The 22597-nt window shown below is 73.4% G+C and carries 20 protein-coding genes, 1 pseudogene and 1 riboswitch; of the genes and pseudogenes, 13 read left to right on the top strand and 8 right to left on the bottom strand.

Annotation, left to right across the window (positions count from 1 at the left end; all coding sequences use genetic code 11):
• Positions 1–215: 215 nt before the first annotated feature.
• Positions 216–815, top strand: a complete 600-nt coding sequence (locus DDW44_RS10890; protein ID WP_411354581.1) for a MerR family transcriptional regulator — start codon at positions 216–218, stop codon at positions 813–815.
• A 64-nt stretch (positions 816–879) separates the two neighbouring features.
• A complete protein-coding gene (locus DDW44_RS10885) occupies positions 880–2388 on the top strand; it encodes a DNA polymerase IV (RefSeq protein WP_108906298.1) in 1509 nt (502 codons plus the stop codon).
• A 146-nt stretch (positions 2389–2534) separates the two neighbouring features.
• On the opposite strand, the pseudogene DDW44_RS33515 reads toward DDW44_RS10885, so the two are convergent.
• A pseudogene (locus DDW44_RS33515) lies at positions 2535–2606 on the bottom strand (PRC-barrel domain-containing protein); the annotation flags it as partial.
• A gap of 189 nt (positions 2607–2795) precedes the next feature.
• Positions 2796–2891: riboswitch (glycine riboswitch) on the top strand.
• A gap of 177 nt (positions 2892–3068) precedes the next feature.
• Between DDW44_RS33515 and gcvP the strand changes: the two are divergent.
• Positions 3069–5957, top strand: a complete 2889-nt coding sequence (gcvP, locus tag DDW44_RS10875; RefSeq protein WP_108906297.1) for an aminomethyl-transferring glycine dehydrogenase — start codon at positions 3069–3071, stop codon at positions 5955–5957.
• 159 nt (positions 5958–6116) lie between these two features.
• On the opposite strand, the gene DDW44_RS10870 is transcribed toward gcvP, so the two are convergent.
• Together DDW44_RS10870 and DDW44_RS10865 are read right to left on the bottom strand one after the other, a co-directional pair.
• Positions 6117–6314: a DUF5999 family protein gene (locus DDW44_RS10870; RefSeq protein WP_026165387.1), complete on the bottom strand. Its 198-nt coding sequence runs from the start codon at positions 6312–6314 to the stop codon at positions 6117–6119.
• A 291-nt stretch (positions 6315–6605) separates the two neighbouring features.
• Positions 6606–7196 (bottom strand): hypothetical protein, encoded by a 591-nt coding sequence (locus DDW44_RS10865; protein WP_017948511.1) that lies wholly within the window; start codon positions 7194–7196, stop codon positions 6606–6608.
• A 481-nt stretch (positions 7197–7677) separates the two neighbouring features.
• Between DDW44_RS10865 and DDW44_RS10860 the strand changes: the two genes are divergently transcribed.
• Complete coding sequence (locus DDW44_RS10860) at positions 7678–9180, top strand: glutamate-cysteine ligase family protein (RefSeq protein ID WP_017948510.1); 1503 nt, start codon at positions 7678–7680, stop codon at positions 9178–9180.
• 85 nt (positions 9181–9265) lie between these two features.
• Positions 9266–10069, top strand: a complete 804-nt coding sequence (locus tag DDW44_RS10855) for a CPBP family intramembrane glutamic endopeptidase (protein WP_017948509.1) — start codon at positions 9266–9268, stop codon at positions 10067–10069.
• Between the two features lie 132 nt (positions 10070–10201).
• On the opposite strand, the gene DDW44_RS10850 is transcribed toward DDW44_RS10855, so the two are convergent.
• Positions 10202–11023, bottom strand: coding sequence for a PhzF family phenazine biosynthesis protein (locus tag DDW44_RS10850; protein ID WP_167455485.1), 822 nt, complete (start codon positions 11021–11023; stop codon positions 10202–10204).
• 139 nt (positions 11024–11162) lie between these two features.
• Here DDW44_RS10850 and DDW44_RS10845 point away from each other — a divergent pair, with 139 nt between their 5' ends.
• The 3 genes from DDW44_RS10845 to DDW44_RS10835 all read left to right on the top strand — a co-directional run bounded on the left by DDW44_RS10845 (position 11163) and on the right by DDW44_RS10835 (position 14441).
• A complete protein-coding gene (locus DDW44_RS10845; protein WP_026165385.1) occupies positions 11163–11768 on the top strand; it encodes a PadR family transcriptional regulator in 606 nt (201 codons plus the stop codon).
• A gap of 371 nt (positions 11769–12139) precedes the next feature.
• The gene (locus DDW44_RS10840; protein WP_244224001.1) at positions 12140–13204 is read left to right on the top strand and encodes an EamA family transporter; all 1065 of its coding nucleotides are present in this window, start codon (positions 12140–12142) and stop codon (positions 13202–13204) included.
• A gap of 244 nt (positions 13205–13448) precedes the next feature.
• Positions 13449–14441 (top strand): DMT family transporter, encoded by a 993-nt coding sequence (locus tag DDW44_RS10835; RefSeq protein WP_108906294.1) that lies wholly within the window; start codon positions 13449–13451, stop codon positions 14439–14441.
• Between the two features lie 187 nt (positions 14442–14628).
• Here DDW44_RS10835 and DDW44_RS10830 read toward each other — a convergent pair whose 3' ends face one another.
• A complete protein-coding gene (locus tag DDW44_RS10830; RefSeq protein ID WP_108906293.1) occupies positions 14629–15363 on the bottom strand; it encodes a pyridoxamine 5'-phosphate oxidase family protein in 735 nt (244 codons plus the stop codon).
• Positions 15364–15399: 36 nt separating this feature from the next.
• On the opposite strand from DDW44_RS10830, the gene DDW44_RS10825 reads away from it, so the two are divergent.
• Positions 15400–16734, top strand: coding sequence for an aminotransferase class I/II-fold pyridoxal phosphate-dependent enzyme (locus DDW44_RS10825; protein WP_108906292.1), 1335 nt, complete (start codon positions 15400–15402; stop codon positions 16732–16734).
• 46 nt (positions 16735–16780) lie between these two features.
• On the opposite strand, the gene DDW44_RS10820 is transcribed toward DDW44_RS10825, so the two are convergent.
• Positions 16781–17827 (bottom strand): DMT family transporter, encoded by a 1047-nt coding sequence (locus tag DDW44_RS10820; RefSeq protein WP_108908800.1) that lies wholly within the window; start codon positions 17825–17827, stop codon positions 16781–16783.
• Between the two features lie 74 nt (positions 17828–17901).
• Between DDW44_RS10820 and DDW44_RS10815 the strand changes: the two genes are divergently transcribed.
• On the top strand, positions 17902–18801 hold the full coding sequence (locus tag DDW44_RS10815) for a LysR family transcriptional regulator (protein WP_017948501.1): 900 nt from the start codon (positions 17902–17904) through the stop codon (positions 18799–18801).
• Between the two features lie 265 nt (positions 18802–19066).
• Here the strand turns inward: DDW44_RS10815 and DDW44_RS10810 are convergent, their stop codons facing one another.
• Entirely contained in the window at positions 19067–19534 is a 468-nt protein-coding gene (locus tag DDW44_RS10810; RefSeq protein WP_108906291.1) for a pyridoxamine 5'-phosphate oxidase family protein, read from the bottom strand.
• Between the two features lie 224 nt (positions 19535–19758).
• Between DDW44_RS10810 and DDW44_RS10805 the strand changes: the two genes are divergently transcribed.
• Positions 19759–20409: a cysteine hydrolase family protein gene (locus tag DDW44_RS10805; RefSeq protein ID WP_108906290.1), complete on the top strand. Its 651-nt coding sequence runs from the start codon at positions 19759–19761 to the stop codon at positions 20407–20409.
• Between the two features lie 27 nt (positions 20410–20436).
• On the opposite strand, the gene DDW44_RS10800 is transcribed toward DDW44_RS10805, so the two are convergent.
• Complete coding sequence (locus tag DDW44_RS10800; RefSeq protein ID WP_018891068.1) at positions 20437–20922, bottom strand: Rieske (2Fe-2S) protein; 486 nt, start codon at positions 20920–20922, stop codon at positions 20437–20439.
• Between the two features lie 302 nt (positions 20923–21224).
• Here DDW44_RS10800 and DDW44_RS10795 point away from each other — a divergent pair, with 302 nt between their 5' ends.
• Positions 21225–22079: a HipA family kinase gene (locus tag DDW44_RS10795; RefSeq protein ID WP_108906289.1), complete on the top strand. Its 855-nt coding sequence runs from the start codon at positions 21225–21227 to the stop codon at positions 22077–22079.
• Positions 22076–22471: a DUF3037 domain-containing protein gene (locus tag DDW44_RS10790; protein WP_108906288.1), complete on the top strand. Its 396-nt coding sequence runs from the start codon at positions 22076–22078 to the stop codon at positions 22469–22471. Before DDW44_RS10795 ends, DDW44_RS10790 begins: the two co-directional genes overlap by 4 nt.
• Positions 22472–22597: the final 126 nt, after the last annotated feature.

The following is a 22597-nucleotide window of genomic DNA, read 5'->3' as shown; positions in this document are numbered from 1 at the left end:
GTGCCGCGAGCCGTGCCCACGCGCGGCGTCGCGCCCGGACCGTGGGCGTGGCCGAAACGGTACTCCGCGGGCCATCCGGCCACAATTTCCCCGAAATGGGGCACGCAAAACCACTCTCAGGGTGATTATCACTCGGCGTGCCGAGTGTGGCGATCGTTGACGCGCCCCGGGCGACTCCCTACCGTCGAGAAGGCAGGTCAAGGACGGAGGTCGGCGTGAGAAGCAGCGGCGACGGTACGGCAGCGGGTTCGCACGGGCGCGGTCCCGTGGAGGGCCTGACGTATGCGCTTCACGACGGTGCGCCGGCCGATGCGACGCCCGAGACCGTGGGCTACCGGGGGCCTACCGCGTGCGCGGCGGCGGGCATCACCTACCGGCAGCTCGACTACTGGGCGCGCACCGGTCTGGTCGAACCCAGTGTGCGACCCGCCCACGGCTCGGGCACCCAGCGGCTCTACAGCTTTCGGGACGTCGTCGTCCTCAAGATCGTCAAGCGTTTCCTGGACACCGGGGTCGCCCTGCAGAACATCCGGGCGGCGGTGCGGCATCTGCGGGCCCGCGGCTTCGCGGACCTCGAGCGGATGACCCTGATGAGCGACGGCGCGACGGTGTACGAGTGCTCGTCGCCGGACGAGGTCGTGGACCTCCTCCAGGGCGGGCAGGGCGTGTTCGGGATCGCCGTCGGGGTGGTGTGGCGGGACGTCGAGGCGGCGCTCTCGCAGCTGCACGGGGAGCGTATCGACACCGGTGAGACGCTGATCGGCCACGACCCGGGCGACGAGCTGGCCAGGCGCCGCCGCGAGCGCGCCGGCTGAACCCTCCGAGCGGCTCGTACGTCTGTGCGGGCGATTGTCGGTGCGGTAGGGCAGCATCGAAGCCGTGAGACCCGCGCCCACCATCCTGCATCTGGACATGGATGCGTTCTTCGCCGCCGCGGAGCAGGCGGCGAAGCCGAGTCTGCGCGGCAAGCCGGTCGTCGTCGGCGGTCTGGGGCCGCGCGGCGTGGTCGCCACCGCCTCGTACGAGGCCAGACGGTTCGGTGTGCACTCCGCGATGCCCATGGCGCAGGCGCGAAGGCTGTGCCCGAACGCCGCCTACCTGGTGCCGCGCTTCTCGCTCTACCGGACGGTGAGCGACCAGGTGATGGAGCTGCTGGGCCTGCTCTCACCGCTGGTGGAGCCGCTGAGCCTGGACGAGGCCTTCGTGGACCTGGAGGCGGGTGGGGCGGCCGACGACTCCCGCTCGGCCCGGGAGGCCGGTGAGCGGCTGCGCAGGGACATCCTGGCGGCCACCGGGCTGACGGGTTCGGTGGGACTGGCGGGATCCAAGATGCTGGCGAAGATCGCCTCCGAGCAGGCCAAGCCGGACGGGCTGGTGCTCATCGAGCCGGGCACCGAGCGGGAGCTGCTGGGGCCGATGCCGGTGCGGACGCTGCCGGGGGTGGGGCCGGCGACGGGGGAGCATCTGCGGCGGGCGGGCATGACCACGGTGGCGGATCTGGCCGAGGCGGGCGAGGACGAGCTCGTCAGGCTGCTGGGCAAGGCGCACGGGGGTGCGATCTTCCGTATGGCGATGGGCCGGGACGACCGCCCGGTGGTCGCGGAGCGGGACGCCAAGTCCGTGTCGGTGGAGGACACCTTCGACGTGGACCTGCACGACCGGGTCCGCATCCGGACCGAGGTGGAGCGGCTCGCGGACCGCTGTGTGCACCGGCTGCGCGCCTCCGGGCACTCGGGGCGGACGATCGTGCTGAAGGTGCGGCGGTTCGACTTCTCGACGCTGACCAGGTCGGAGACGCTGCGCGGGCCCACCGACGATCCCGCGGTGGTGCGGGAGGCGGCGACGAGACTGCTGGACGCGGTGGACACCACGGGCGGGGTGCGGCTGCTCGGCGTGGGCGTGAGCGGCCTCGCCGACTACACGCAGGAGGATCTCTTCGCCCAGGCCGCGGCGGGGGACCGGCCCGAGGGGGACCCGGCGGCGGAGCCGTCCCGGCGGCAGGCGCCGGCGGAGGACCGGCCGCCGGACCGGGAGGCCGCCCCGGGTGCCGTGCGGCGCTGGGCCGCCGGCCAGGACGTCCGGCATGCCGACCACGGCGCCGGATGGGTGCAGGGCAGCGGACTGGGGAGGGTCACCGTCCGCTTCGAGGAACCGTGGTCGGCCCTGCCGGGCCGGGTGCGCACGTTCGCCGTGGACGACCCCGGTCTGGAGCCTTCGGACCCGCTGCCGCTGGTGCGGCCGCCGGAGGGTCAGTCGTCAGGGCCCGCGGGCCGCCCGAGGCCGCGGTCCCCGGCGGACCCGGTGCCCGAGTCGGGGCCGTCCCCCTCGCCGCCGGGGGCCGGCGAGGCGGTGGGCCGCTCCGGCGGTGACGGCAGGTCGAGACCGTAGTGGTGGTAGAGCTGCAGCTCCTGCTCGGGGGAGAGATGGCGGCCGACCCCGAAGTCGGGCGCATCCTTGATCAGAGCGCGCTCGAACGGTATGTGGAGGCCGTCGCCCTCGAGCTCGCTGGGCTCGAGGGGGACGAACGCGTCCCGGCTGAACAGCCCGGTCCGTACGGCCGCCCATTCGGGGACGCCCGTCGCGTCGTCGAGGTACACCTCGTCCACGGTCCCGATCCTGGTGCCGTTGCGGTCGAACGCCTTGCGGCCGATCAGGCTGCGCGGATCGATGTCGGTCTGCACGGTCCCTCCAAGCAGGTCGCGCGGGTTCGCTGCACACTACGAAAGTGCACATCCCGGGCGTCGTCCACTCGAAAGTCCCCGGTGAGACCGCGCTGGTACGCTGGCAGCGGCTGCTGACCCCGTGCGGGAGAGCGCCCCGGTGAAAGCCGGAGCCGCCGAAGGAGCAAATCCTCCCCGGAATCTCTCAGGCCCCTGTACCGCACGGACGAGGTCACTCTGGAAAGCAGGGCGGGCGTCGGACGGCATCCGCTCTCACCGACGGTGAAAGCCGGCGCGCCCGAGGGCGCGCCGGTGAAGCTCTCAGGTTGAGATGACAGAGGGGGAGGCCGTCCGGGCACCCGCGCCGTGGTGCCCCTCGCAGGTCGTCACGACCAGGAGGCCTCCGCAATGACCGCCAACCGCATTCCGCTCTCCCGACTGGAGCGAGGCACCCCCTTCGAGCAGCGCCACATCGGCCCCGACACCGAGGCCCAGGCGAAGATGCTGGCGCAGGTCGGCTACGGCTCGCTGGACGAGCTGACCGCCGCCGCCGTGCCGGACGTGATCAAGAGCGCCGGGGCCCTGGGGCTGCCCGGCGCCCGTACCGAGGCCGAGGTGCTCGCCGAGCTGCGCGGCCTCGCCGACCGCAACCAGGTGCTCGCCCCGATGATCGGCCTCGGCTACTACGGGACCTTCACCCCGCCGGTCGTCCTGCGGAACGTGATGGAGAACCCGGCCTGGTACACGGCGTACACGCCGTACCAGCCGGAGATCTCGCAGGGCCGTCTGGAGGCGCTGCTCAACTTCCAGACCATGGTCGCCGACCTGACCGGGCTGCCCACCTCCGGCGCCTCGCTGCTCGACGAGGGCACCGCAGCCGCGGAGGCCATGGCGCTGTCCCGGCGCATCGGCAAGGTCAAGAACGGCGTCTTCCTGGTCGACGCCGACGCACTGCCGCAGACCATCGCCGTGATCGAGACCCGGGCCGAGCCGACCGGCGTCGAGGTCGTCGTGGCCGACCTCGGCGAAGGCATCCCCGCGGAGATCGCCGAGCGCGGCGTCTTCGGCGTCCTGCTCCAGTACCCGGGCGCCTCCGGTGCCGTCCGCGACATCAAGCCGGTCATCGACCAGGCGCACGAGCTCGGCGCGATCGTCACCGTCGCCGCCGACCTGCTGGCGCTGACCCTGCTCACCTCGCCCGGCGAGCTCGGCGCGGACATCGCCGTCGGCACCACCCAGCGCTTCGGCGTCCCCATGGGCTTCGGCGGCCCGCACGCCGGCTACATGGCCGTCCAGGAGAAGCACGCCCGCAGCCTGCCCGGCCGGCTGGTCGGCGTGTCCGTCGACGCCGACGGCAACAAGGCGTACCGCCTCGCGCTGCAGACCCGCGAGCAGCACATCCGCCGCGAGAAGGCCACCAGCAACATCTGCACCGCCCAGGTGCTCCTCGCCGTCATGGCCGGGATGTACGCCGTCTACCACGGCCCCGAGGGCCTGCGGACCATCGCGCGCCGGACCCACCGCTACGCCGCCATCCTCGCCGAGGGGCTGCGCGCCGGCGGCGTCGGGCTGGTGCACGGCACCTTCTTCGACACGCTGACCGCCCGCGTCCCGGGCCGGGCGGCCGAGGTCGTGGCCGCGGCCCGCGCGGGCGGCGTCAACCTGCGCCTCGTCGACGCCGACCATGTGTCGGTCTCCTGCGACGAGACCACCCTGCGGGCCCAGGTGTCCGCCGTCTGGGCGGCCTTCGGCGTCGAGGGCGACATCGACGCGCTCGACGCGACCGCCGAGGACGCCCTGCCGGCGGCGCTGCTGCGCGAGGACGACTACCTCACGCACCCGGTCTTCCACGCGCACCGCTCCGAGACCGCGATGCTCCGCTACCTGCGCCGGCTGGCCGACCGCGACTACGCGCTGGACCGGGGCATGATCCCGCTCGGCTCCTGCACGATGAAGCTGAACGCGACCACCGAGATGGAGCCGGTCACCTGGCCCGAGTTCGCCCAGATCCACCCCTTCGCCCCCGCGGAGCAGGCCGAGGGCTATCTGACCCTGATCCGCGAGCTGGAGGAGCGCCTCGCCGAGGTCACCGGCTACGACAAGGTCTCCATCCAGCCGAACGCCGGGTCCCAGGGCGAGCTGGCCGGCCTCCTCGCCGTCCGCGCGTACCACCGCGCCAACGGCGACGAGCAGCGCACCGTCTGCCTCATCCCGTCGTCCGCGCACGGCACCAACGCCGCCAGCGCGGTGATGGCCGGCATGAAGGTCGTCGTGGTGAAGACCGCCGACGACGGCGAGATCGACGTCGAGGACCTGCGCGCCAGGATCGAGCAGCACCGCGACGAGCTGGCCGTCCTCATGATCACGTACCCGTCGACGCACGGGGTGTTCGAGGAGCACGTCGCCGACATCTGCGCCCGGGTGCACGAGGCCGGCGGCCAGGTGTACGTCGACGGCGCCAACCTGAACGCGCTGGTCGGGCTGGCGAAGCCCGGCGAGTTCGGCGGCGACGTGTCGCACCTCAACCTGCACAAGACGTTCTGCATCCCGCACGGCGGCGGCGGTCCGGGTGTCGGTCCGGTGGCCGTCCGCGAGCATCTCGCGCCCTATCTGCCGAACCACCCGCTCCAGCCCGCCGCCGGGCCCGCCACGGGCGTCGGCCCGATCTCGGCCGCCCCCTGGGGCTCCGCGGGCATCCTGCCGATCTCGTGGGCGTACGTCAGGCTGATGGGCGGTGAGGGCCTGAAGCGCGCCACCCAGGTCGCGGTGCTCGCGGCGAACTACATCGCCAAGCGCCTCGAGCCGCACTACCCGGTGCTGTACACCGGCCCGGCCGGCCTGGTCGCGCACGAGTGCATCGTCGACCTGCGGCCGCTGTCGAAGGCCACCGGTGTGAGTGTCGACGACATCGCCAAGCGCCTCATCGACTACGGCTTCCACGCTCCGACGATGTCGTTCCCGGTGGCCGGCACGCTGATGATCGAGCCCACCGAGAGCGAGGACCTGACCGAGATCGACCGGTTCTGCGACGCGATGATCGCCATTCGTGCGGAGATCGAGAAGATCGCCTCGGGCGAGTGGCCCGCGGAGGACAACCCGCTGCGGAACGCCCCGCACACCGCGGCCGTGCTCGGCGGTGCCTGGGAGCACGCCTACAGCCGCGAGGAGGCCGTCTTCCCGGCCGGAGTCCAGGCGGCGGACAAGTACTGGCCGCCGGTGCGGCGGATCGACGGAGCCTTCGGCGACCGCAACCTGGTCTGCTCCTGCCCGCCGCTTGACGAGTACGAAGGCCAGTAACCCTCCCGGCGGGCTCCGGCGGGTCGCCCGCAGCGGCTCGGGGAACGCGTGAGGGCCGGCTCGGAGATCTCTCCGAGCTGGCCCTCTGCGCTTCCGCGCCGACGTGCACCGGGAGCCGCTGACGGCGGTCCCGGTGCCCGCGCCGGCCGGGCGGCGGCGTCAGGCCGCGGTCACGATGCGTACCGGCCGGTGCGGAGCGATGATCTGCCCGTCCGGGAGCAGCTCGCCCGTGTCCTCGAAGAGCAGTACGCCGTTGCACAGCAGGCTCCAGCCCTGCTCCGGATGGTGCGCCACGAGGCGGGCGGCCTCCCGGTCGGCGGAGTCTGCTGTCGGGCACGGTGGCTGGTGCTGGCACATGGATGGGTTCTTTCGCTGCGATGTGGTGAGAGTCCTGCGGCTCGATGCGGTGCTCATGGCCGCCCCCCGTATCTGTCGTCGATCCCAGTGTTGCCCCACGGGCGTCGGTTCCGCAGGGATTTCACGGCAGCTCGTCCTACCGGTTAATGACGTGTCACCCCGGCGGGCGGTTCAGCTCGACCGCACCGTCCCTTCGGATGGTTCGCACTGGCCGGAGTGGGCTAGTCCATCAGGGTCATGAACATGCCCCGTGACTCGGCGTCACGGGGCATCGGCGTTCGGTGGCTCCGCTCAGGCCGGGAACCCGAGCAGGGGGAGGGGCGTGACCCTCGAGGTCATCACCGGCAGCAGATCGGCGACCCGGTGCGGCCGGTGGGCGGCGATTCCCGGGGGTGCGGGAGCGAGCGGCACGAGCAGGTCGGCGGGGGCCGGCCGGCCTTTCGCCGGATCCGCCTCGCGGTCGCCGTGCAGCCAGAGCGTGAGCATGTACAGCTCCGGGACGGAGAGCAGCCGCGGCTGGTAGCCGCCGGGGAGCGCCTCGGCCTGCTGCAGGGCCCGTTCGGTCGACGCGATGTACGGGCCCTCGAAGAAGTGCGAGAAGGCCCAGCCGTCGGCGGTCAGCATGGTGTCCGCCGCGGCGATGGCGCGGTCGCCGCAGCGGATCAGGAACCGCCAGCCCGCCAGCCGGGTGCGCGGCCTGCGGTCGCCCTGCGGCACCACCTGGTCCAGGACGTGTACGGGAAGGGGGAGTTCGGCGGTGACCGATCCCTGGGCGGAACGGAGGGCGGGAGTGCGCGCCTCGCGGACCGCGGAGGGGGATCCGAGTGCCGTGAGGACGGTGCGCAGCGCGGGCGGGGGAGCCGGGGGGACATGCAGCGGCATGGTGGGTCGCCTCTCACTCAAGAGACAGGGTGATGCGGGGGAGGACACGGGCGGCTGTGTCGGCGTGGGCCTGAGGGGGCCGGATTTCCGTGGCCGGGTGCCGACTTTCTGCCTCGTTCGCGTGAGTTTATACGACGCGTGTTCACTCAGTGTTTCTGCTAGCTGTCCCCGGTATTGCGGTCAAGGTCGAATCAGGCCCTATTTCCCGCGAAGTTCGAGGGGATTTGCGTGAACGCCCCGCCGTCACCTGGTGTGTTACCCCGCGAGTGCCCGGCCGAATCTCGTCGGAGTTTTTCACCACATCCCCGGAACTGGTAAATGCGCGCTGCGTCATGCCGACGGAATGTGCCGCGCGGGCGCCGCACCAGACTAGCGGTCCACCGGTCCCGTGCGGGACGTTACGGATCCCTTCATCTGGGCATTATCGTCCGTGACACGAGCAGCCCGGCCGCGGACTGCCCACTCGAGGAGGGACCCTTCGATGGGGGAGAAGATCGTGGCAGGCGGGTTCGACCTGTCCGATCGGCAAAGGTACCGGAGAAAGCTCCAGCAGTGCCTCGCGGGACTGGGGAGACTCCTGGCGGAGAAGAGGTTCGACCGCCCCCGGAATCTGATGGGGCTGGAGATCGAACTCAATCTCGCGGGCTCCGACGGCCTGCCCCGGATGATGAATGCCGAGGTGCTCGACCGGATTGCCAGCCGTGATTTCCAGACCGAGCTCGGAATGTTCAACCTGGAGGTCAACATTGCGCCGCACCGGCTCGGCGGGCGGGTTCTCGACCAGCTCGCCGAGGAGCTGCGCACCGGCCTGGGGTACGCCCACCGCAAGGCCGCCGAGGTCGACGCCGGAATCGTGATGATCGGCATCCTGCCGACCCTCGACGCCGGTGACCTGGTCTCCGCGAACCTGTCGGACGTCGACCGCTATGTCCTGCTCAACGACCAGATCGTCACCGCCCGGGGCGAGGACTTCACCCTCGACATCGAAGGGGTGGAGCGTCTCAGCTGCACATCGTCCTCGATCGCGCCGGAAGCCGCCTGCACGTCGGTGCAACTGCACCTCCAGGTGACCCCGGGACGGTTCGCCCGGGTGTGGAACGCGGCCCAGGCCGTGGCGGCGGTCCAGATCGCCGTCGGGGCGAACTCCCCGTTCCTGTTCGGCAAGGAGCTCTGGCGCGAGTCCCGGCCGCCGCTGTTCCAGCAGGCCACGGACACCCGGCCGCCCGAGCTCCAGGCCCAGGGCGTGCGGCCCCGGACCTGGTTCGGCGAGCGATGGGTGGGCTCCGCCTACGAGCTCTTCGAGGAGAACCTGCGCTTCTTCCCGGCCCTCCTGCCGATCTGCGACGACGAGGAGCCGCTGCGGGTGCTCGACGACGGCGGCGTGCCGCGGCTGCAGGAACTCGTCCTGCACAACGGCACGGTCTACCGCTGGAACCGGCCCGTCTACGGTCTCGCCGACGGCGTGCCCCATCTGCGCGTCGAGAACCGGGTGCTGCCGGCCGGGCCCACCGTCACCGACGTCGTGGCCAACGCGGCCTTCTACTACGGGCTGGTGCGGGCACTCGCCGAAGAGCCGCGACCGCTGTGGACCCGGATGCCGTTCGAGACCGCCGCCGCGAACTTCGAGAACGCCTGCCGGCACGGTATCGAGGCCGAGCTGGAGTGGCCGCGCCCCGGCCGGGGCGGCGGGCTCACCCGTGTTCCCGCGGTCAAGCTGGTACGGGACGAGCTGCTGCCGCTCGCCGCGGCCGGGCTGGAGGCCTGGAACGTGGAACCCGCGGACCGCGACTTCTACCTGGGGGTCATCGAGGGCCGGTGCCGGCGCCGGGTGAACGGCGCGTCCTGGCAGGTCGACGCCTTCCACCGGGCGCTGGACAGCGGGCTCGACCGGCGGGCCGCCCTCGCCGCGGTCACCCGGCGCTACAGCGTGCTGATGCACGCGGACGAGCCCGTGCACACCTGGCCGGCCGGGCCGGGGGACTGACCGCTCCGCACCGGCCCCCGTCTTCGACCTCCGGCCCGCGGTCGGGCAAGCTGTGACCGCGGGACCGAGGCGAACGGGAGGCAGTGTGCGGGCTGATGCGGGACGGGTAGCGGGATCGGTACCCGACGGGGGGCTGCCGCGCGCGGTCCTCCGGTCCGAGACCCTGATCGTCCTGGCGCTCTCGCTGGGCGCCAGCGCGGTGTCGTCGCTCATCAGCTTCGTCGGGGCGCTGACGAAGCCCGGCGGTCTCAAGGACCAGGCCGCGAACCTCAACAGCTCCTACGCGCCGGGCAGGCCGTGGCTCGACCTGGCCTGGCAGCTGTTCGGGATCGCGACGGCGCTGGTGCCGGTCGTCCTCGTCGCCCATCTGCTGCTGAGGGAAGGCGCCGGCGGGCTGAGGGCCATCGGGTTCGACCGCACCAGGCCGTGGCCCGACCTGGGGCGCGGCGCGCTGCTGGCGGCCGGCATCGGCAGTACGGGGCTGGCGTTCTACCTGGTGGTCAGGGCCGCGGGGGCCAACCTCACGGTGGTCCCGGAGTCGCTGCCCGACGTGTGGTGGAAGTACCCGGTCCTCGTTCTCTCCGCGGTGCAGAACTCCGTGGTCGAGGAGGTCATCGTCGTCGGGTATCTGCTGCGCAGGCTGGACCAGTTGGGCTGGAGCCCGCTGGGCGCGCTCGCCGCCAGCTCGGTGCTCCGCGGCTCGTACCACCTCTACCAGGGGATCGGCGGCTTCGTCGGCAACATGGTCATGGGCGTGGTCTTCGTGCTGCTGTACCGCCGCTGGGGCCGGGTGGGGCCCCTGGTGGTCGCCCACGCGCTCCTCGACATCGTCGCCTTCGTGGGCTACGGACTGCTGGCGGGGAAGGTGGGCTGGCTTCCCACGGCATGAGCCGTTGCCCGGCTTCCAGCGGCATGGGCCGTTGCCCGGCTCCCCGCGGCAATGGGCGTTGCCCGGTCTGCGCCGGGGGGCGTGCGGACCCCGCACGCCCCCACGCGGCCGCGCCGCCCGGCCGCGTCCCGGTCAGGGGCCGACGAGCAGTTCGCCGTCGACGACGGTCACCGCTCCGCCGGTGAGCAGGACGCGGTCGCCGCGCAGCGCCGTCCGCACCAGCCCGGAGCGCGCGGAGGCCTGCAGGCCGGTCAGCTCCGGGCGCCCCAGCCGCGCCGACCAGAACGGCGCGAGGGCCGTGTGCGCGCTGCCGGTGACCGGATCCTCGTCGATGCCGACGTTCGGGAAGAAGCAGCGGGAGACGTAGTCGTACCCGCTGCCCGGGTCCGCGGCCGCCGCCGTCGCGATGATCCCTCGCTGCGCGTGCGCGGCGAGAGCCCTGATGTCGGGCCGCAGACGGCGCACGGTCGCCTCGTCGGCGAGTTCGACCAGGAGGTCGCCGATGTGGTCCGAGGTGTCCAGGACCGAGAGCGGATCGGCCCCGAGCGCCTCGGCGATGCCGTCCGGGGTGTCCACCGCGGTCAGCGACGACACCGGGAAGTCCAGGGTGATCGCACCGTCCTCGTGCACGGTCGCCGTGAGGAGACCGCAGCGTGCGGCGAAGCGCACGGTGCCGCTCGCGGTGCCGGTGCTGTGGAGGACGTGGGCCGTGGCGAGCGTCGCATGCCCGCACATGTCCACCTCGGTGGCCGGTGTGAACCAGCGCAGTGCCCAGTCCGCCTCGCCGCCGGCGGGCAGCGGGTGGGCGAAGGCCGTCTCCGACAGGTTCATCTCCGTCGCCACCTGCTGGAGCCAGCCGTCGTCGGGGAAGGCGCCGGTGCCGAGCAGCAGCACTCCGGCGGGATTGCCCGAGAAGGGGCGGTCGGTGAAGGCGTCCACGATTCGAATCCGCATGGCGCCGACCGTAGGGCTCCGGTGAGGCCGCGGACCAAGGCCAATCGCCGGAATCTGGACCGGTCGGCGATTGTCAGGCGACGCATTCCGATATATCGTTGAAGCATCGCGACGGATCGACGATGGAAGGAGCGTAGCGATGCGTTCACATGGACACGGCTTCGGATCCGGACCCGGGGAGAGCCACTGCGGGCCCGGACATCGAGGCCGGGGTGAGTACGAGGGCCGCCGGGCCGCCTTCGGTCCCTTCGGGCCCGGCTTCGGCGGGCCCCCGTGGGGCGGCGGCCGCGGCCGCGGCCGGGGGAGGGCGCGCCGCGGTGATGTGCGCGCCTCGATCCTGGCCCTGCTGAAGGACCGCCCGATGCACGGGTACGAGATGATCCAGGAGATCGGCGAACGCAGCGGCGGGGCCTGGAAGCCCAGCCCCGGCTCGGTCTATCCCACGCTCCAGCTGCTGGAGGACGAGGGGCTGATCGCCAGCCGGAGCGACGGGGGCAAGAAGCTCTTCACGCTCACCGACGCCGGGCGGGCCGAGGCGGATTCGGTCCCCGACGCTCCCTGGGAGGAGGCCGGCCGAGGGATCGACTGGGACTCCGTGAACGAGATACGGCAGGCCGGATTCGGGCTCATGGAGGCCTTCGGCCAGGTCTGGAAGACGGGCACCGCGGATCAGCGGCAGAAGGCGATCGCGGTGATCGGCGAGGCGCGCAAGAAGCTGTACCTGATCCTGGCCGACGAGGACTGACGGCCCGTCCGCCCGGCCGCGGCGGGTGCCGGGCGGTGGACGACCGCCGCCCGGCCGGGACCGCGGCGCCGGCGACGGGGCCCGCCCGCGCCGGGCGCGGGCGGGAAGGCCCACGGCCGACGCCGGCGGTCCGCCCCGGCTGGGCGCCCGTGGTCGCGGCGGTCCGCCGTCCCAAGTCGGCATCAGCCGGCATCAGTCGGCATCAGTCGGCATCAGTCGGCATCAGTCGGCAGCGCTGAAGGCGATTTCGGTGCCCGGGATCCCGCCGGTCGGGCGCGTCCGCCCCGGAGTGATCGGCAACCGGATCGGTGAGCCGTCTCAACAGGTGTCATGGATGTGACGCTCCTGACGCCGGCTGCCATGATGTGCCGATGCACGCGTCTCGGGAAAGGAACGCCGGGCTGGGACTGGCCTTGGCCTCGGCGTTCGCCTTCGGTGGTTCAGGTGTGGCGGCGAAGCCGCTCATCGAAGCAGGGCTCGACCCCCTGCATGTGGTGTGGATCCGGGTGGCCGGCGCCGCCCTCGTCATGCTGCCGGTCGCCTGGCGCCACCGCGATCTGCTGATACGCAAGCCGGCGCTGCTCGCCGGCTTCGGCATGCTCGCGGTCGCCGGTGTCCAGGCCTGCTACTTCGCCGCCATCTCCCGCATCCCCGTGGGCGTGGCCCTGCTCATCGAGTACCTGGCCCCCGCTCTCGTCCTCGCCTGGGTCCGCTTCGTCCAGCGCCGACCGGTCACCCGCGCCGCCGCCGCCGGTGTCGTCCTCGCCGTCGGCGGTCTCGCCTGCGTCGTCGAGGTCTGGTCGGGCCTCGGCTTCGACCCGATCGGCGTGCTGCTGGCGCTCGGGGCGGCCTGCTGCCAGGTCGGCTACTTCGTCCTGTCCGGCCAGGGTGCCGACGGCGACGACGCGGCCGACCCGCTCGGCGTCATCGCGTACGGACTGCTCGTCGGCGCACTCGTGCTCACCGTCGTCGCCCGCCCGTGGGAGGCCGACTGGCAGGTGCTCGCGGGAGGCGCGGCCGTCGCCGGCACCGTCGTCCCCGCTGCCGTGCTGGTCGGGTGGATCGTCCTGGTCGCCACCGTCGTCGCCTACGTCACCGGCGTCGTGGCCGTCCGCAGGCTCTCGCCGCAGGTCGCCGGAGTCGTCGCGTGCCTGGAGGCCGTGATCGCGACGGTACTGGCCTGGGTGCTGCTGCGCGAGCATCTCTCCGCACCCCAGATCGTCGGCGGCGCCGTGGTGCTCGTCGGCGCGTTCATCGCCCAGTCGTCCACCCCGAAGGCCGCGTCCGGGCCGGTGGCGGGCGGCGCCGGCGCCGTGACCGGGGCGGCCGAGGGGGACGTGGCGCCCAAGGGCGGCGTGGTGGCAGAGGGGGATGTGCCGCCCGAGGGGGATGTGGTGGCCGAGGGCGACGTGGCGTCCGAGCGGGCGACCGTCTAGGGTGGCGATCATGCATTCGACCGTTCTGCCGCCGCCCGCCGCCTAGCGCGGGCGGTTCTCCGCTGACGAAGACCTGGTCCGGGGTGCCGGTGTCCCCCGGACGGTTCGTCGCTGCCCGCGTGTGGAGTCCAGCGGCCGACCGACTGTCTTCCGGCCCGTCGTGGGACGCGTTCCCCACCCCTCGAGACCCCTCGAGGGACGGGCCCCGGGATCGATTCCCGGACACCCAGCACGGAGTACCCACGTGTCGAATCCTTCATCGGCTGCCGTCGCCGGCCTGCCCGTCGGGCGCAGCCTGCTCTACCTCGTCGTGGCCGGTGTGGCCTGGGGGACCGCCGGGGCGGCCGCCTCACTGGTCTTCGAGGCCAGTGATCTGGGCCCGCTCGCCCTGTCCTTCTGGCGCTGCCTGGGCGGGCTGCTGCTGCTCGCGGGCGTGCTCGCGCTGCGCGGGCGCCGGTCGGTGCGGACCGGCGCCGCCGTCGCGGCCGGGCCCGAGACGCGCCGCCGCAGAGTGCTCCGCATCCTCGCCACCGGCACCTGCCTGACCGTCTTTCAGAGCGCCTACTTCGCCGCCGTCGAGCAGACCGGTCTCGCGGTGGGCACGGTCGTCACCCTGGGCGCCGGTCCCGTACTGATCGCCCTCGGTGCCAGGCTCACCCTGGGGGAGCGGCTCGGGCGCGGCGGTCTCGCCGCCGTCGCGGGGGCGCTGACCGGGCTCGTGGTGCTGGTCCTGGGCGGCGGGAGCAGCGGCACGGTAGTGCCGCTGGGCGTGCTGCTGGCGGTCGTCTCGGCGGCGGGCTACGCGGCTGTCACCCTGATCACCCGCAGGCTGGGCCGGGACGGAGCCGGTCCCGATCCCCTGTCGACGACCATGTGGACGTTCGTCGTCGGTGCCGTCGGACTGCTGCCGCTGGCGCTCGCGGAAGGGCTGATGCCGCACACCGCGGAGCCGCTGCGGGTGCTGGGGCTGCTGGTGTACGTGGCCGCGGTGCCCACGGCGCTCGCCTACGCGCTGTACTTCGCGGGTGCGGCGGTCGTCCGGGCCGCCACGGTTTCAGTGATCATGCTTCTGGAGCCGGTGAGCGCGGCGGTCCTGGCGGTGACCGCGCTGAACGAACGGCTGACATCGGCCACGGTGGCGGGTACCGCCCTCCTGCTGACGGCCGTCGTCGGGCTGGCCTGGCAGGAGTCCCGGCCGGAGGCGCGGCGGCGCGAAGCCGTGGACGCGCTGACCTGACTCGGGGCACCGTGCCGCCCGGCCCCGCGACGGGCCCGGAACCGGCCGGTTCCGGGCCCGTGGGGTGGCCGCGGCCGGGGCGTGCACCGCCGCGGCCCCCGGCCGTCCTGCCCCCGGCCGTCCTGCCCCCGGCCGTCCTGCCCCCGGCCGTCCTGCCCCCGGCCGTCCTGCCCCCTGCCCCCGGCCGCTACGACGCGGAGAGGTAGGCGGGCAGCGTCACCGACGGTGCCAGGTCGTCCGCGGGGACCGGTGCGCCGTAGCCCCGTACCAGCGGGACGACTCCGGTCCAGTACGGCAGCGCCAGGTCCTCGGGGTCGTCGACCGGACCGCCCGTGCGGACCTTCGCGGAGACCTCGTCCAGATCCAGCCGGAGCACGGCGGTCGCGGCGAGTTCCTTGGCGTTGGCCGGGCGCGAGTCGGCGGAGCGCCCGGGGACGACATGGTCGACCAGGGCGTCGAGTGCGGTGCGCTTCTCCTCCGGGTCGGTGACCTGGTACGCGGTCCCGTGGACCACCACCGACCGGTAGTTGATCGAGTGGTGGAACGCCGAGCGGGCCAGCACCAGGCCGTCGACATGGGTGACGGTCAGACAGACGTCCAGACCGGGAGCGGCCCGACCGGCCTCACCCGCCTGACCTGCCTGACCGGCCTCACCTGGGTGAACTGCCTGGCCTGCCTGACCGGCCATGCGCAGCGGGCGGGATCCGGTCGAGCCGTGCACGTACAGCGTGTCACCGACCCGGCCGTAGAGCGTCGGCAGGACCACGGGCGCCCCGTCGCGGACGAAGCCGAGATGGCAGACGGAGGTCTCGTCGAGGATCGCGTGCACCAGTTCGCGGTCGTGGGAGGCGCGCTCCCGCGCCCGAGTGGGAACGGTCCGGTCGGTGGCCCGGTAGGAGGGCGGCGCCTGCGGCGGTGTCATTGGACATCTCCATTGCACTAGTGCATACTGTTCTTTGTGCTAGTAGACTATGGCATCGAAGGCCGCGGCGCATCGGAGATCGCGGCCAGCATCGAGCGCGGCGTCGCGTCGGGGCGCCTCGCGCCCGGGCAACTGCTCCCGCCCATGCGGAAGTTGGCGGCCTCCCTGGGTGTCAACCCGAACACCGTCGCCGCCGCGTACCGGACCCTGCGCGACCGCGGCGTGATCGAGACGGCAGGCCGCAACGGCAGCCGGGTGCGGGAACGGCCGGCCAGTACGGCGCGCGGCTCGCTCACGATCGACGCCCCGCCCGGCGTACGGCAGATCTCCGAGGGCAACCCGGACACGGCCCTGCTGCCCCCGCTCCACGACGCCTTCGCGGCGGCGGCACGCCACCACGACGCGCGGCCGGTGCTTTACGGGCAGTCCCCCGTCGACCCCGAGCTGGCGCGGCTGGCCCGGGCCGCACTGGACGCGGACGGCGTGCCGGACGGCCCGGTCGCCGTCACCTCCGGGTCGCTCGACGCCGTCGAGCGCGTGTTCCACGCCCATCTGCGGCCCGGGGACGCGGTGGCCGTGGAGGACCCCGCCTGGGCGAGTCTGCTGGACCTGGTCCCGGCACTCGGACTGCGGCCGGTTCCGGTCCCCGTCGACGACGACGGCCCGCGCCCCGAAGCCGTGGAACGGGCGCTGCACCGCGGGGCGAGGGCCCTGATCGTGACCGACCGGGCCCAGAACCCCACGGGTGCCGTGGTCTCCGCGTCGCGCGCCGGCGAGCTCCGCGACGTGCTCGGCCGGTATCCGCGGACCCTGCTCGTGGAGGACGACCACGGCTACGCCATCGTCGGCACGCCGCTCCATCCCCTGGCCGGTGTCACGGACCACTGGGTGCTCGTACGGTCGGTCGCCAAGGCGTACGGGCCCGATCTCAGGCTCGCCGTGCTCACCGGGGACCGCGTCACCCTCGACCGGGTCCAGGGGAGGCAGGCGCTCGGCCCCGGCTGGGTCAGCCGGCTGACCCAGCGCGCAGTCGTGGAGCTGTGGACCTCCGGGGCCGTCGACCCGGTGGCCGTGGCGGCCGCCTACGGGGACCGGCGTGACGCACTGCTGGGAGCGCTGGCCGAGCGCGGTGTCGGGGCACACGGGCGCAGCGGGATGAACGTGTGGGTGCCCGTGGCCGACGAGACGGGAACGGTGGCCCGCCTGCTGCACGCTGGCTGGGCCGTCGCGCCCGGGGCCCGCTTCCGCATCGCGTCGCCACCGGCGGTGCGGCTCACGGTGTCGGGCCTGACGGCCCGTGACATCGGCGTGCTCGCCGACGCGGTGGCCGCCGCGGCCGCGCCGCCCGTACAGCCGCGCAGCTACGGCTGAGCGGCCGTACGGCCGGTCCCGCCGGAACGCCTTCGCGGCCCTTCGGTCAGGGCCGCCCCGGGCGCGCCCGCGGTCGCCCGAGGCCCTTCCCCGACGGTGCCCGCCCGGCCCTGCCCTGGGTGAGCGCGGCGCCCGCCAGCACGATCAGGGCACCGACGGGGGTGTTCCAGCCCAGCCGCTCGCCGAGCAGTGTGACTCCCGCGACGGTCGCGATGACCGGGATGAAGTACGTGACCATCGTCGCGGTCGTGGGCCCGACCTCGGCCACCAGCCCGTACTGCAGCAGCATGGCGACACCGGTGCCCAGGGCGCCCAGCGCGACCACCGCGAGCAGCGGAACCACCGGGAACGCGCTCGGCGCGCTCGTGAACAGCGGTGTCACCACCGCCAGCTGGAGGGTCGCCAGCGTCAACTGCGCCCCCGTCAGGGACAGGTGGGAGGAGGACGAGCCCGCGAGCGTACGGCGCACGTATATCCAGCCGACCGGGTAGCTCAGCGAGGCGAGCAGGGCCATCGCCGTCCCGCCGACATCGAGCCCGGAGAAGCCCTGCCAGGCGCCCAGCACGGTGAGCACACCGAGGAACCCGATGCCCAGACCGGCGACACGGCGGCGGGTGGGCCGGTCCTCGGACAGTGCCACCAGCGACAGCGCCATGCCCCACAGCGGGGACGTGGCGTTGCAGATCCCGGCCAGCGTCGAGGGGATGGTCAGCTCCGCGTAGGCGAAGAGCGAGAACGGCAGCGCGTTGAGGAAGAAGGCCGCGACGGTCAGATGCGCCCAGGTGCGTGCGCCGCGCGGCAGCCGCTCCCGACGTACCGCCATCGCGGCGGCCAGCACCGCCGTACCGAACAGCAGCCGGCCGAAGGTGACCTGGAACGGTGCGTAGCCCTCCGTGCCGACCTTGATGAGCAGGAAGCTGAAGCCCCAGATCAGGGCGAGGGCGGCGAACCTCAGACGCCAGCCGACGGCCGGGTGCCCGCGGCCGGTGGAGGGCGGGGCCGCGGGGGTCGCTGGGGGAGAGGCGGGCGCGGAGGGCGCGGTCGCGGACCCCGTGGCGGGATCCGTGCCGGACGGCGGCGTGACGGTGGTCATGGCCTCCACCCTGGGGCCCCTTTCCTCTTAGAACAAGCGAGACTTCTTTCAGTCGTTCGATTAGCATTGCTTACATGTTGAATTTGGAGCGCCTGCGGACCCTGGACGCCCTGGCCCGGCACGGTTCCGTCAGCGCCGCTGCCGACGGGCTGCATGTCACGACCTCGGCCGTGTCGCAGCAGATGGCCAAGCTGGAGCGCGAGGTGGGCCAGCAGCTCCTGGCCAGGAACGGGCGCGGGGTGCGCCTCACGGACGCCGGGCGCCTGCTCGCGGACCACGCCGCCCGGATCCTGTCGCAGGTCGAGCTCGCCCAGTCCGACATCGAGGCGCAGCGCGGCCGGGCCGTCGGCGAGGTGCGGCTCGGGGCGTTCCCGACGGCCGCCCGGGGGCTCTTTCCCGCGGCGCTCACGGCCCTGCGCGCCGACCACCCCGACCTGCGGGTGCGCACCAGCGAACTGGAGCCCGAGTACGCCCTGCGCGAGGTGGTCCGGGGTGATCTCGACCTGGCGGTGGCGCTGGACTGGAGCAACAAGCGGCTCCCCGTCCCGGGCGGACTCGCGCGCGAGCCGCTGCTCGACGACGCCGCCGACGTGGCCATGCCCGCGGACCACCCGCTCGCCGGGCGGGCGCACGTGGACCTGGAGGACTTCGCCGACGACGACTGGGTCTCCTGGCCCGAGGGCGAGTTCTGCTACGAGTGGCTGGTGTTCACCCTGCGCGCCAAGGGCATCGAACCCCGTATCGTCCATCTCGCCGGCGAACACCACACCCAGCTGGCCCTGATCGCGGCGGGTCTCGGCGTCTGTGTCACGCCGAGGCTGGGCCGGGGGCCGGTCCCCGACGGGGTCAGCCTCGTCCCGGTGCGTCAGAAGGTGCGGCGGCACATCTACGCGGTCTGGCGTACGGACGCGGACCGCAGGCCCTCGATCCGCGCGGCGCTGGCGGCGCTGCGGTCGGCCGCGGCGGCGGCCTGACCCCCGCCGGGTGCGGGCCGCGCCGCCCGTGGCCGCGCGTGCCGTGGGTAGGGGAGTGGTGGCCGCGTCCCTGCCGGGCCGCGGGCGGCGGCCCTTCACCGGCCCCACCAGCCCCCACCGGCCCCACCAGCCCCCACCGGCCTCACCAGCCCCTCGGGCGGCCACAGCCCCCTCGGGCCGCCACCGGCTGCCCCTCACCGGCCGCCCTCACCGGCTCGGGCGCGTCGCCGGGCGCGTCACCGGGCGCCAGGGCGGCGCCCGGGGCTCACCACCCGGTCAGCTTGCGGAAGTCCCACGACACGACCGCCTCCGGCGTGAGCCGCAGCCACCCGTGCCGGCCGTCGTGCGGCATCGAGTCCAGGCCGAAGTTCTTGCGGGCGAACAGCCGCTCGGGGACGTCGAGTTCCGGGCAGGGTTCGCCGGTGCGGGGGGCTTCGCCCACGAAGACCGCGGTGCCGGACAGTTCCACTCCGCGCAGCTCGCCGTACTCCTCCCCGGCGTCCACCACGACCGCGATCCGCGGATCGCGGCGCAGCTCGGACCACCGCCGGCTGCGGGTGATGGAGTACAGCCACAGCGACGTACCGTCCCACGCGAACCAGAGGGCGCTGACGTGGGGCGCGCCCTGGGGCGAGACCGTCGCCACCCGGCAGGTGCGCTGCCCGCTGAGGAAGGCGTCCACTTCGGCGGGCGACATCATGATGCGCCGGCCCCGGCGCTGTGCGGCGGCCATCGGCGCCCCTTCCCGCGAGCCGCCGGGCAACGGCAGCCAACTGATGTGGTGTCAGAAATCATGGACGCTCTTCCGCCGTGGCGCAATGCCCGTTACCGTCGCGCCCCGGTCACCCGGAACATCCCGGGGCCCGCGCCACCGTCCGCCGCCCGTCGCCGCTGCCCGCCCCCGCGGGGTGGGCCGTCGTCGGTGCACCGGGCGAACAGGTACGGAAGGTGAAGTGAATGCCTCGACCCGAACAGCTGGCGGCGCAGCTCGATCCGTCCGGCGCGGTGCTGCTCACCGTCGAATGCCAGCAGGGCGTCGTCGGCCGGGACAGCGCCCTGCCGGAACTGGCTGCGCAGGCACGGTCGTCGGGAGCCCTGGAGAACGTCGCCCGGCTCGTGGACGTGGCCCACGCGGCCGGGGTGCAGGTCCTGCACGCCGTGGCGGAGCGGCGTCCCGACGGGCGCGGGGCCGGCAGCAACGCCCCACTGCTCCGTGCCGCCGGGCGGCTGCCGGTGCAGCAGCACTCGGGCAGCAGCGCGGTCCGCGTCGCCGAACCCATCGAGGTCGCGGACGAGGACATCGTCGTGCGCCGGCTCCACGGCCTGTCCCCGATCGCCGGCACGGGGGTGGACGCGCTGCTGCGCAATCTGGGCTGCCGCACACTGGTGGTCACGGGCGTCTCGGCCAACGTGGCGATACCGAACGCCGTCTTCGACGCGGTCAACCTCGGCTACACCGCGGTCGTTCCCGCGGACGCGATCGCGGGGGTGCCCCCCGAGTACACCCCCGCGATGATCAGGAACACGCTCGCCCTCGTCGCCACCGTCACCACCACCGACGACGTGCTCGCGTGCTGGCGGGCGCCGCGCCGGGCCGCACGCACCTGAGCGCGCGGCCCGACCGGGCGCCCGCCGTCAGGCGAGCCTGATCGAGTCGCCCTCCACCACGATCTCCGCGGGGGGCAGCGGGGCGGTGGCCGGGCCGCTCTTCACACTGCCGTCGCCCGCGTCGAAGTTGCTGTTGTGGCAGGGGCAGTTGATCAGGCCGTCGGCGACGTTCTTGACCGCGCAGCCCTGGTGCGTGCACTTGGACGAGAAGGCCCTGAACTCACCCGCCCTCGGCTGCGTCACCACGATGTCGCCGATGACCTTGCCGCCGCCCTCCGGGATGTCGGCGACACCGGCGATGACCTTGCCGCCGCCTCCGCCCGTCGTGCCGCCCGTCGTGCCGCCGGTTGAACCGGCGGTCGTGCCGCCGTCCGCGGGACTCGCCGTCCCGCTGTCCGCCCCCTCCGATCCGCCGCACGCCGTCAGCGCCGCGGCGAGCCCGGCACCGCCGGCGGCCGTGAATACGGTACGACGCGCCACTGCGGTGCGCGACGGTCCCTGCGTTCCGGTCATGCCGCTCCCTTTCCACGGTCGGCCCTCGTACCGGGCCGTTCGTGTTGTTCTACGGGACCGGGCCGCCGGTCGTTCATCGGGCACGCCGGAACGCCGCGAAGTGACCCCGGGTGCCCCTCTCCGTCACCACGGCAGCTCCGCTGCACGCCACGGCCCGGCGTCCGGGCGGGCCCGCCCCCGGGCGTCGCGCAACGCCCCGGCGTCCGTGGGCCGCCCAGGGCTGATGGGGCATGACTCCCCGGATGCGGGCCTCTTGCCCGTTCCGTGGATTGCCAGGGGAGCGGGCCGGATAGCCTGGCAAGATGCTCTCAGAAGTGATCGCGACCCGCTATGTCACGCCTCTGCGTGAGGGCGGTTCGCTCCCGGGCATCGTCGAGGCCGACGACCTGGGCACCTACGTCATGAAGTTCACCGGGGCCGGGCAGGGGCGCAAGACCCTGGTGGCCGAGGTCGTCTGCGGCGGGCTCGGGCGCAGGCTCGGGCTGCGCGTCCCCGAGCTGGTCCGGATGCAGCTCGACCCGGTCATCGGTCTCTCCGAGCCCGACCAGGAGGTGCAGGAGCTGCTCAAGGCCAGCGGCGGGCTGAACCTCGGGATGGACTTCCTGCCGGGCTCGATCGGCTTCGACCCGCTCGCCTACGCGGTGGACTCCGCGGAGGCGGGCCGCGTCGTCTGGTTCGACGCGTTGATCAACAACGTGGACCGCTCCTGGCGGAACCCCAACATGCTCGTGTGGCACGGCGACCTGTGGCTCATCGACCATGGTGCCACCATGATCTGGCACCACAACTGGCCGGGCGCGGCGGCCTCCGCCGCGAAGCCCTACGACGCCTCCGACCACGCCCTGGCGCCGTTCCGGCCCGATGTCGAGGGCGCGGCCGCCGCGCTGGCACCGCTGGTCACCCGCGATCTGCTGACCGAGGTGACCGCGGACGTCCCCGACGAGTGGCTCGTGGACGAGCCCGGATTCGACTCCACCGACGCGGTCCGCCGCGCCTATGTCGAGGCCCTGCTGCCGCGGGCGGCCACGATCCACGAGCGCATCACCCTGAACGCGCCCACCGGGCCCCGGCCGTCCCAGGCCCCGGGCTGGCTCACCGGGCACCTCGGCTCCTGGCCGCACACCACCGCACAGAGCGCGAAGGACGGTGGCCGATGACCGGGCAGAACCCGACGCGGGACGTGTTCGAGTACGCGCTGCTGCGCGTCGTCCCGAGGGTCGACCGCGGTGAGTGCTTCAACGCGGGCGTGGTGGTCTACTGCCGTGCCCGGTCCTTCGTGGCCGCCCGTACCGAGCTGGACGAGACCAAGCTGAGGGCGCTGGACCCGGGGGCGGACGTCACCGGCGTGCGGGCGGCGCTGCGCGCCGTGGAGGGGGTCTGCCGCGGCGGGGAGGAGGCCGGGCAGGCGGCTCGGGACGACGCGGGCCGGCGCTTCCGGTGGCTGATCGCCCCGCGCTCCACCGTGGTCCAGCCGGGTCCCGTCCACACCGGGCTGACCGCCGATCCGGAGGCCGAGGTGGAGCGGCTGCTGGACGCCCTGGTGCGCTGAACGAGCGCATCGGGGGCGGCGCGTGACCGGCGGGCACCCGGTGTGCCGTTGACACCGGGTGCCAGGGCTTCTAGCGTCTCGACTGCTGAAGGTACTAAGCGGTCGCTCACCCTTCGGGGGGAGTCG

It is taken from the genome of Streptomyces tirandamycinicus (assembly GCF_003097515.1).
Lineage (GTDB): Bacteria > Actinomycetota > Actinomycetes > Streptomycetales > Streptomycetaceae > Streptomyces > Streptomyces tirandamycinicus.
Note: the sequence above shows the minus strand (reverse complement) of the source record. Positions and strands in the feature narration are given on the sequence as shown.

Bases quoted from the DNA above. Each gene is read 5' to 3' on its own strand.
- DDW44_RS10850 (WP_167455485.1), bottom strand. From the start codon at position 11,023: ATGCGGATTCGAATCGTGGACGCCTTCACCGACCGCCCCTTCTCGGGC.
- DDW44_RS10805 (WP_108906290.1), top strand. From the start codon at position 19,759: ATGCCTCGACCCGAACAGCTGGCGGCGCAGCTCGATCCGTCCGGCGCG.
- DDW44_RS10810 (WP_108906291.1), bottom strand. From the start codon at position 19,534: ATGGCCGCCGCACAGCGCCGGGGCCGGCGCATCATGATGTCGCCCGCC.
- DDW44_RS10795 (WP_108906289.1), top strand. From the start codon at position 21,225: ATGCTCTCAGAAGTGATCGCGACCCGCTATGTCACGCCTCTGCGTGAG.
- DDW44_RS10860 (WP_017948510.1), top strand. From the start codon at position 7,678: ATGGGGGAGAAGATCGTGGCAGGCGGGTTCGACCTGTCCGATCGGCAA.
- DDW44_RS10820 (WP_108908800.1), bottom strand. From the start codon at position 17,827: ATGACCACCGTCACGCCGCCGTCCGGCACGGATCCCGCCACGGGGTCC.
- DDW44_RS10815 (WP_017948501.1), top strand. From the start codon at position 17,902: ATGTTGAATTTGGAGCGCCTGCGGACCCTGGACGCCCTGGCCCGGCAC.
- DDW44_RS10865 (WP_017948511.1), bottom strand. From the start codon at position 7,196: ATGCCGCTGCATGTCCCCCCGGCTCCCCCGCCCGCGCTGCGCACCGTC.
- gcvP (WP_108906297.1), top strand. From the start codon at position 3,069: ATGACCGCCAACCGCATTCCGCTCTCCCGACTGGAGCGAGGCACCCCC.
- DDW44_RS10830 (WP_108906293.1), bottom strand. From the start codon at position 15,363: ATGACACCGCCGCAGGCGCCGCCCTCCTACCGGGCCACCGACCGGACC.
- DDW44_RS10790 (WP_108906288.1), top strand. From the start codon at position 22,076: ATGACCGGGCAGAACCCGACGCGGGACGTGTTCGAGTACGCGCTGCTG.
- DDW44_RS10840 (WP_244224001.1), top strand. From the start codon at position 12,140: ATGCACGCGTCTCGGGAAAGGAACGCCGGGCTGGGACTGGCCTTGGCC.
- DDW44_RS10845 (WP_026165385.1), top strand. From the start codon at position 11,163: ATGCGTTCACATGGACACGGCTTCGGATCCGGACCCGGGGAGAGCCAC.
- DDW44_RS10800 (WP_018891068.1), bottom strand. From the start codon at position 20,922: ATGACCGGAACGCAGGGACCGTCGCGCACCGCAGTGGCGCGTCGTACC.
- DDW44_RS10870 (WP_026165387.1), bottom strand. From the start codon at position 6,314: ATGTGCCAGCACCAGCCACCGTGCCCGACAGCAGACTCCGCCGACCGG.